Source organism: Microcystis sp. M179S2 (genome assembly GCF_020245805.1).
Taxonomy (GTDB): Bacteria; Cyanobacteriota; Cyanobacteriia; order Cyanobacteriales; family Microcystaceae; genus Microcystis; species Microcystis aeruginosa.
Genome location: NZ_JADBUE010000235.1, coordinates 1 through 8,144, shown reverse-complemented (window position 1 = coordinate 8,144; position 8,144 = coordinate 1). Strand labels below are relative to the sequence as shown.

The 8,144-nt window shown below is 34.3% G+C and carries 8 protein-coding genes and 2 pseudogenes; 7 read left to right on the top strand and 3 right to left on the bottom strand.

Features of this window, described 5'->3' with window-relative positions; genetic code table 11:
- From IM500_RS14585 to IM500_RS14570, 4 genes and pseudogenes are all read left to right on the top strand, one after another.
- A pseudogene (locus IM500_RS14585) lies at positions 1–340 on the top strand (photosystem II q(b) protein); the annotation flags it as partial.
- 109 nt (positions 341–449) lie between these two features.
- On the top strand, positions 450–1,013 hold the full coding sequence (locus IM500_RS14580; RefSeq protein WP_190723846.1) for a Uma2 family endonuclease: 564 nt from the start codon (positions 450–452) through the stop codon (positions 1,011–1,013).
- A 63-nt stretch (positions 1,014–1,076) separates the two neighbouring features.
- Positions 1,077–1,340: a hypothetical protein gene (locus tag IM500_RS14575; RefSeq protein WP_149988396.1), complete on the top strand. Its 264-nt coding sequence runs from the start codon at positions 1,077–1,079 to the stop codon at positions 1,338–1,340.
- Entirely contained in the window at positions 1,337–1,774 is a 438-nt protein-coding gene (locus IM500_RS14570; protein ID WP_104395858.1) for a putative toxin-antitoxin system toxin component, PIN family, read from the top strand. Before IM500_RS14575 ends, IM500_RS14570 begins: the two co-directional genes overlap by 4 nt.
- Positions 1,775–1,814: 40 nt before the next feature.
- On the opposite strand, the gene IM500_RS14565 is transcribed toward IM500_RS14570, so the two are convergent.
- Entirely contained in the window at positions 1,815–3,179 is a 1,365-nt protein-coding gene (locus IM500_RS14565) for a helix-turn-helix domain-containing protein (protein ID WP_287738783.1), read from the bottom strand.
- Between the two features lie 248 nt (positions 3,180–3,427).
- Between IM500_RS14565 and IM500_RS14560 the strand changes: the two genes are divergently transcribed.
- The 3 genes from IM500_RS14560 to IM500_RS14550 are packed head-to-tail and all read left to right on the top strand — an operon-like array spanning position 3,428 to position 7,190.
- Entirely contained in the window at positions 3,428–4,228 is an 801-nt protein-coding gene (locus tag IM500_RS14560) for a vWA domain-containing protein (RefSeq protein ID WP_190723825.1), read from the top strand.
- Between the two features lie 17 nt (positions 4,229–4,245).
- The gene (locus IM500_RS14555) at positions 4,246–5,862 is read left to right on the top strand and encodes a protein phosphatase 2C family protein (RefSeq protein ID WP_190723824.1); all 1,617 of its coding nucleotides are present in this window, start codon (positions 4,246–4,248) and stop codon (positions 5,860–5,862) included.
- Complete coding sequence (locus tag IM500_RS14550; protein ID WP_190723823.1) at positions 5,859–7,190, top strand: protein kinase domain-containing protein; 1,332 nt, start codon at positions 5,859–5,861, stop codon at positions 7,188–7,190. The genes IM500_RS14555 and IM500_RS14550 overlap by 4 nt, the downstream gene beginning before the upstream one ends.
- Positions 7,191–7,216: 26 nt before the next feature.
- On the opposite strand, the gene IM500_RS14545 is transcribed toward IM500_RS14550, so the two are convergent.
- Both IM500_RS14545 and IM500_RS14540 read right to left on the bottom strand, forming a co-directional pair.
- A complete protein-coding gene (locus tag IM500_RS14545) occupies positions 7,217–7,639 on the bottom strand; it encodes a DUF29 family protein (RefSeq protein ID WP_190723822.1) in 423 nt (140 codons plus the stop codon).
- Positions 7,640–7,694: 55 nt separating this feature from the next.
- Positions 7,695–8,018: pseudogene (locus IM500_RS14540) on the bottom strand (hypothetical protein); the annotation flags it as partial.
- Positions 8,019–8,144 lie beyond the last annotated feature (126 nt).

Genomic DNA, 8,144 nt, shown 5'->3' with positions numbered 1-8,144 from the left:
CGTTGCCGCTCACGGTTACTTCGGACGTTTAATCTTCCAATACGCTTCTTTCAACAATAGCCGTTCTCTGCACTTCTTCTTAGGTGCATGGCCGGTAATCGGTATCTGGTTTACGGCAATGGGTGTTAGCACCATGGCGTTTAACCTCAACGGTTTCAACTTCAACCAGTCGATTCTCGATTCTCAAGGTCGTGTAATTGGTACTTGGGCCGATGTGTTAAACCGCGCTGGTATCGGTATGGAAGTAATGCACGAGCGTAATGCACACAACTTCCCCTTAGACTTGGCTAGTGGTGAACAGGCTCCTGTAGCTCTGACTGCTCCCGCTATCAATGGTTAATTCCTAGTCTGAATGAAAAGGCACTCCCGCAAGGGGGTGCTTTTTTGTTGTTAGAATTGGGGAACAATGAAAAACGCTGCAAAATGCTTATTCTCAAACAATCATGATTATGACCGCTCTCACTGGAAAATATACTCTTAGTCAATATTTTGAGCGGGAAATACAATCCCAAACTCGTCATGAATATCTGGATGGAAAAATTATTGCTATGACAGGAGGGACACCGACTCATAACCGCATTATCAGTAATTTATTAGTGGCTTTATATACTGGACTAAAGAATCAACCCTATGCCGTTTTTGTCACCGATCAACGTTTATGGATACCTGAGCGTCAAATAGCTACCTATCCTGATATTATGGTGATGCCTGAACCTCTTATTTATCAAGAAGGACGCAAAGATACTTTAATTAATCCTGTTTTAATCGCTGAGGTTTTGTCTGCTGCAACGGCAAGTTACGACAGAGAAGAAAAGTTTGCCGCTTATCGAACCATTGCAACCTTTCAGGAATATTTATTGATTTCGCAGGAAAGACTTTATATTGAACATTTTCAAAAGGAAGGCGATTGCTGGGTGTTTACAGCTTATGAATCTGATAGGATAATTCATTTAAACTCTTTGCGGGTTGAGGTGGAGATAGCAGATATTTATAACAAGGTAATCTTTAGTTAAAGCTTTAAATTTGAAGCTTTTGTTATCATTAAACTAAACTAATCTTGGTCAGGAGTTAATTTTATGATATCCCCTCAAATTATTGAACTGGAACAAAAGTTACGAGATTTTTCGGTTGAAGATAAACAATGGTTATTAGAGCAGTTACACAAGCATTTAGAAGGTTTCAAAGAAAATGTAAATAGAAAACAGGTCAAAGATTTGATTATGGAAACATTAAATGAGGTTCAAAATATGCCCGATAATTGTTATCATGAAGTTTGGCAAAAATTTGATGACGCTTGTGTGAGAATTTCAGGAAACTTAGAAGAATCTGATTTACTATGATGTTTGCTCAAGATTCACCTCTTGTTATTCTTGATACTTCGGTTTTTCTTTCAGCTTTGTTAAGTAAAAATCCTAACAGTGCGCCTTGTCAAATTATTCGTTATTGGCGGGAGGATAGATTTAAGTTAGTTATTTCTCCTCAATTATTGGAGGAATTGGTCGAAAAACTATTAGTGAAAAATATTGACAGAAATGATATTAAGGATATTTTAAGGGCTATTTTTTATACTGCTATCAAAATTCAAGGCATTTATCAAGCAACGCTACTCGATCAGGTTGATCCAAATGATAATATGTTTTTGGCAGCCGCTTACGAAATAGGTGCTGATTATCTAGTTTCTTTAGATAAAAAACACATTTTACCGCTAAAGCATTATCATCATACACAAATTTTGTCCCCAAATTTATTCTTACAAGTCTTACAAAATAGTTAAAGGTAAAAAGGCGATCGCGTCTATTTGTAAAGAGATAATCCTAATCGTTAGGATTTCTTTTAAGATAAGATTTAAAGACAGGATTAATAGGAAAATAGGACGAGGTTTCTGATGGTAATTTATCCAGTAAACAGCGTCTCATTAATGACTGAATAGTTGCCCAAAATTCAGAAGTAGATAAGTCAAGACTAGCAGTTTTGGGAAACTTTTCTACCGCTTCAGTTTGATTAGCTAACCAGTGTATCACCTTTTTTTCTGTTGCGGATAAACGCTGTAAATGACATTCGATCGAGTTTTCTATATCCCCTAAATAAATTTCATTGTTCATTTGTTCTAAAAATAAGGATACTTCCCCATCAAATAGCTCAATAATAGTTGAGGAGATGATATTTAACCAGTTAGGATGACCTTGATAAAGTTCGCTCAGTTCCGTCCATTTCTCCTCATTTTTTAAACCGTATTCTTTGAAGATTTCTTCAAATTCTGTTGTTAAACCTTGCAGGTATAAAGTTTTAATTTTATCGGATTTTAAGGTGACAAAATCTCTGGGAAGTTCCCAACTAATTAAAATCAAACAACTTTGATGAGATGTGGTAGCAATTTGATGAAAAAATTTATGATAATCCTGACAGTCGTTTAAATATTTACCTGCTAATTCCCCCAGTTTAAAAATATTCTGTACATCATCAAGAATAATTAAACAACGATAGGAGCTTAGATAATCTATTATATCGGGTAAGGGGGTTGATAGAGATTGGCTGAAAAACTGTTTTAGATCATCTTTGAGAGCGATTAATTGAGGAATATTTTCCAGACTGCGATAAATAATATAATCAAATTGTGGGGCAATTTCTGAAACTAATTTAAGGGTTAAAGCTGTTTTTCCAATTCCGGTTAACCCATAAATGGTAATTAATCGAGTTTTATTATCTAGCCATTCTTTTAAGGTTGATATTTCTAACTTACGTCCACAGTTATACCTTAATTCAGGGGCTTTTGTTAAGTCAATCATGGGAGATTTATTATTATGTAAAGAATATGATCGGTTTTGGTTATCATTAGTCGTTTGAATAATTTGACCACCAATATTGATGTTATCAATTTGTAACAAACAATTCCCCGAATGATAAGCTTGAGAAACCCGATATTTTCTTTCTAACTTGGATCGTAAATTATCTTTATTAACATCTTCGTCTAATACCTTACCCAACTTTTTCCATAAGTTAGCAGCCTCTTTTTTAATATGAGATTCACTACAACCATTAAAAGATTGAGCAATTTGCCAATATTTTTGACCTTGCCAAACCCCTGTCAAGATTGCTTCTTGTACTGGTGTCAGATGAGACGCCACTTTCTCAAACATTAAATCATCAACATATTGCAAAACTTGGTCAATATTATTCATTTCTGGTTAAAAAATTAGAGGGTTAATCCAATATATTATACCAAACGGAACTAAGACTGTACCATAACCTACCTATAAATTGTGTACCAAAGCCTACTTTTGTACTAAAATCAAACGCTACAATACTGAGATGTTAGGTAAATCAAGCTAATTAGTCCTATTTGCTTGCTAGATTGTCATCATAGCCCATTTTGCGGTGACATGATCATCTTTTCCCTTTCAAAAATCAATGAAGTAATCTTTAAGTTATGTATCAAGAACAACTGAGTAGCGCCAAGCCTGGATTTATCCTGATTATGATTGATCAGTCAGCTTCAATGTCAGATAAATACACCAATTTAAATAAAGCAGAGTTTGCCGCAAAAGCCGTTAATCGAGTCATCGGAGAAATTATTACAGCTTGTTCATCGGGTAATGAGATTAAAGACAGATGTTTTGTGGCGGCGGTTGGCTATGGAGCAAGTATTAATGTACTATTTCTACATAAAGCCTCAGAGTTGGCTAAAAATCCCGATACAACAACCCTTAAGAGAAAAGTCTCTGATGGTGCAGGTGGGTTGGTTGAAGTGGATGAAGTAATGCGAGTGTTTGTGAAACCGACTGCAAGTAATGGAACACCAATGGCTGAAGCCTTTAAACAGGCTTATACTGGGGTAGAAAAATTTATTTCTAATCATCCCGATAGCTTTCCACCCGTTGTTATTAATATAACCGATGGAGAACCTAATGATTCTAATGCTGCTACTACTGAAGCGAAAAAACTAGCACAACTTAAAACAAGTGACGGTAACGTGATTGTTTTGAATGCTCATATTTCTAACGCATCAGCAGGGAAAATAGAGTTACCTAGTGACAATGCTGGTTTTAGCAGTAATAAATTTGCTAACTTTTTGTTTGATATTTCCAGTGTGCTTCCTGAGCCTCTTGCTGAGAGTGCCAAAAATGCGGGTTTTAATGTTCAACCTAATGCCAGAGGTTTTATCTTTAATGCTGATGCTGAAGCACTGATTAAACTTCTTCAATTTGGTTCTCAAGGAGCATTACGCTAAAGTTATTGTCATTAATTATGCAATCTGATCATAAAGTTTCAGTCATCCGTCGGTTCAGTCATAGAACTCATAAAGAGATGGAAACCATTAGCGGTTGTCAAGATAATTTTAGCTGTAATGAAGCTAAGAATTGTTTTGCGATCGCCGATGGTGCAACTCAATCATTTTACTCAAGTATATGGTCAAAACTTCTTGTTGATTATTTTTGGAAAAATCCCCAGATTGATAAAAACAATTGGCAAGAATGGCTTAAACCAATTCAGGAACAATGGTTAGAAGAAGTTAAAGCAGAATTACAAAAAGCAAAAAGCGGTAATAATTTTGCCTGGATTGAGATTTACAATGGTTTGAATGGTTTTCAACCAGCAACATCTACCTTTATTGGGTTACAATTTATTGAAAATCAAGCCAAAGTATCTATTGTTGGCGATAGCTGTCTGTTTATTTTTCAGGGAGATAAATTAATTAAAACCTATTTATTGCAAAAATCAGCGGATTTTAATAATCGACCTGGATATTTTGGAAGTTACCATAAAAATAATAATGATTATAAGCCAGAATTTTTAGACATCCCATTAAAATACAAACAACATTCAGATAAGCTTTATTTTCTACTAGCAACTGACGCTCTAGCTGAATATATTTTTAAATATACAGAACAGCAAAGAGATAGAGAGATTTTAACAACTTTACTTAAAATTAATTCAGAACAGGAGTTTGAGAATTTTGTAAAATCTGCTAGACATGATGACACAATAAAAATGAAAAATGATGATGTCACTTTAATGATTTTAGAAGTCAGGGATCGTGAAATTCCCAGTTCGTCTACACAACCCATAAAAGAAAATGAAGGAAATCCTCCTATCGTTTCACCTTTAAGTTATGAAACTGAACAGTTTCCTAAAGAGGATGAAAACAATTATTCAAACGTAGAAGAAAAACCTGAAGACAATACTCGTGATCAAAAGTTACAAGATACTTCTTGTTTTGCCAAAATAAGCTCCAATCTACAAACATTATTACAACCTCTGCCATCTTTACCCATGACGCCCCGCGATTCGACGAGTTCAGCTTCTCAACAGACGAAAGACCCCGTAATTAAGGGAAGCCGTATTAAGGAAATCCGTAATCTTCTCCTTGTTTTTATTCCTGTAAATATAATCTTAACTATACTCTCCACTGCGACCATAATAAATAGTATAAAAACTGAACAATCAAGCAATTCAAATTCATCTAGTCAAGTCACTAAATATGAACCTAAATATAGGAACCTTGAAAAAGGAACTAAAATCTACAAAGATCAAACTTTTCAAGAAATTATTATTCCTGCTTTATCTGACTCATCTCAGGTTTTAATTTTAGAAGAAGGAGAGGAATGGATTAAATTTCAGATTGATCTTTATGCTAATCAAGCAATCTTGAATGAATGTTATACTTGTGCAAGGGATGAAATAGAAATAAAACCCAAGACAAATCTGAGAATCTTTCCTAAGACAAATCTGAGAATCTTTCCTAGTGGATCAGAAGGGTATGTTTTTGGACAATTAAGTGAACCATCAAAGTTTAAAAAACTTGAATTTGATTCCCTTCCCAATTGGTCTAAATTTACATTTGTGGGGTATGTAAAAAAATGAAATATCCGTCCAGAACTGACTATGAAACATTCGTAAAATACCCTGATAGATTTATATACGATGGTATTTTACAACAAGGAAAGCCTGTTAAGCAAAAGCAAAATCAGAACTTTTTACTGTCTCATAATGGCGGAAAAGCCGTTGTTTATGAAATTCAAACTAATCCTAAAAAATATGCCCTTAAATGTTGGATAGAAGATTTAGGGGATCTAAAAATTCGTTATAAGGCGATTGATGCCTATCTTAAAACAGTTCAACTTCCTTATTTTGTTGATTTTGCTTACCAAGAACAAGGAATTTTAGTCAATGGACAAAGATTTCCCATTATTAGAATGGAATGGGTTGATGGTATTAGCTTTAAAGACTTTATATCTAATAATATTAATAACCCGACTTCTATCCGTAACTTTGCCGAAAAATTCTTAGAAATGGTTAAAATTCTCCATCAAAATAATATTTCTCATGGAGACTTACAACACGGTAATATTATAGTGCGTAAAAATGGTGATCTATGTTTAATTGACTATGATAGTTTATATGTTCCTCAATTAAGCAACGCAACCGACAATATTAACGGACTCCCCGGTTATCAACATCCTAACAGAAATAAGTTATCTAAATTAAGTCCAAAAGCTGACTACTTCTCAGAAATAGTGATTTATTTATCATTGCTTGTTCTATCAGAAAATCCCAACTATTGGCAACAAATACAACAAGAAGAAAGACTAATATTTTCCGAAAAAGACCTAATTAAACCTAATTCATCCAAGATTTTCAAAGAACTTAAAAATCTTTCTCCTGAGATTGTGTATTTTATCCAAGAATTAGAGAAATTTTGTCAACAATCAAATATTGAAAACCTACAACCTCTTGAAAATTTAGTCAACAATTACACAGGAGCTAAATGGAGTTTTGTGCCTCCTACTAACCCTATTCCAATCGTTACTTCACCTGTTCCTGTAGTTAATAATCCTACTAATTGGGGTTTTACATCTAATAATTCTACTCCATCCCCATACCCTCCTCCCTCAAGTCAAGGATGGACTTTCTCCCCTAACGGAGTTCAAACTCAAACCAGTCCAAAAAATACAACATCTTCAGATCCCTGGACAAAACTTGAAACCAATTCATCAAGTGCTTGGGATAAATTTGACACGGGTAAAACACCACCTCCAACAGATTGGGATAAACTCCATCAACAACCTCGAAAAGAAGCACCAGTACCTATTCCAGATGAAAACATTTGGGATAAATTTGATAATATTTGGAAGAAACTTACAACATCTGTATCATCTATTTGGAACAAAATTTTGAACTGGTTTAATTAGCTATCTGATTATTCTGTGCAGTTCTCCTATCCTAAAATCAACCCCATTGCTTGATTAATAATTTTATTTTTATCGATCATAGCTTCAATTTCTTCGGGTTTATATATACCTTCAAAAGCTTCTAATGCCCCTTGTCTTAAAGCGGAAGAATAAGCATCATCTAAGGTTTCTTTTAATTCTTCTATTGTTAGATAATTTCCTCCAGTTTTACGTCGTTTATTAATGCGTTGAATCTGTCTAACAGAATTAGAAATAGAGGTTTCCCATGAGCGTGTACTGAGTTTTTCTGCTTGCTGTTTAATCAGATGTAATAAGACAATAATACTAAAGCTAAAAATCTTATTGAGCTTATCATCCTTGCTCATTTCTGTCATTTCCTCTACCAGGAGCAAGGCATCGGGAACATTTCCTACTAAAAGTAAATCCTTTAATTCTAACAATTCTTCCATATTGCCCCTGTTATCAATTCAGTCGTTTTTTGAACCAAGTCCAGATATAATTAATTTATTCAGAGAGGAATCGTCTGATTAAATCTTCCCGTGAAGACTCCAATAATAAACGACTAGACTCCATCGGTGATAACTTAAGCAACTCATCAATAACTTTTATCAAAGACTCATCCAATTCCCCAAACCTCACTTGCATTAAATTTTCAATAATTTGTCGTTGTCCTTGTTGAAGTCCTTGTTGAAGTCCTTGTTGAAGTCCTTCTCGTTTAGTCGCCTCTTTCCACTCTAAATAAGATTGAGATAAAGCCATAAATACCTCCCTATCTTCTGATTTTAAAAGATTGTTAACTTCAACACTCACACGCCAACTAATCAATAGACCTCTTGCATAATTTTTTTATGGTATAATGGAGGGTTTTGCTTTTTTCTCAATTCTTAGATTGAAGTGGAAAAAAGAATAAAATGTGATCTTAGGTCAGGAAATCATCTATAATTTTGCTATGTT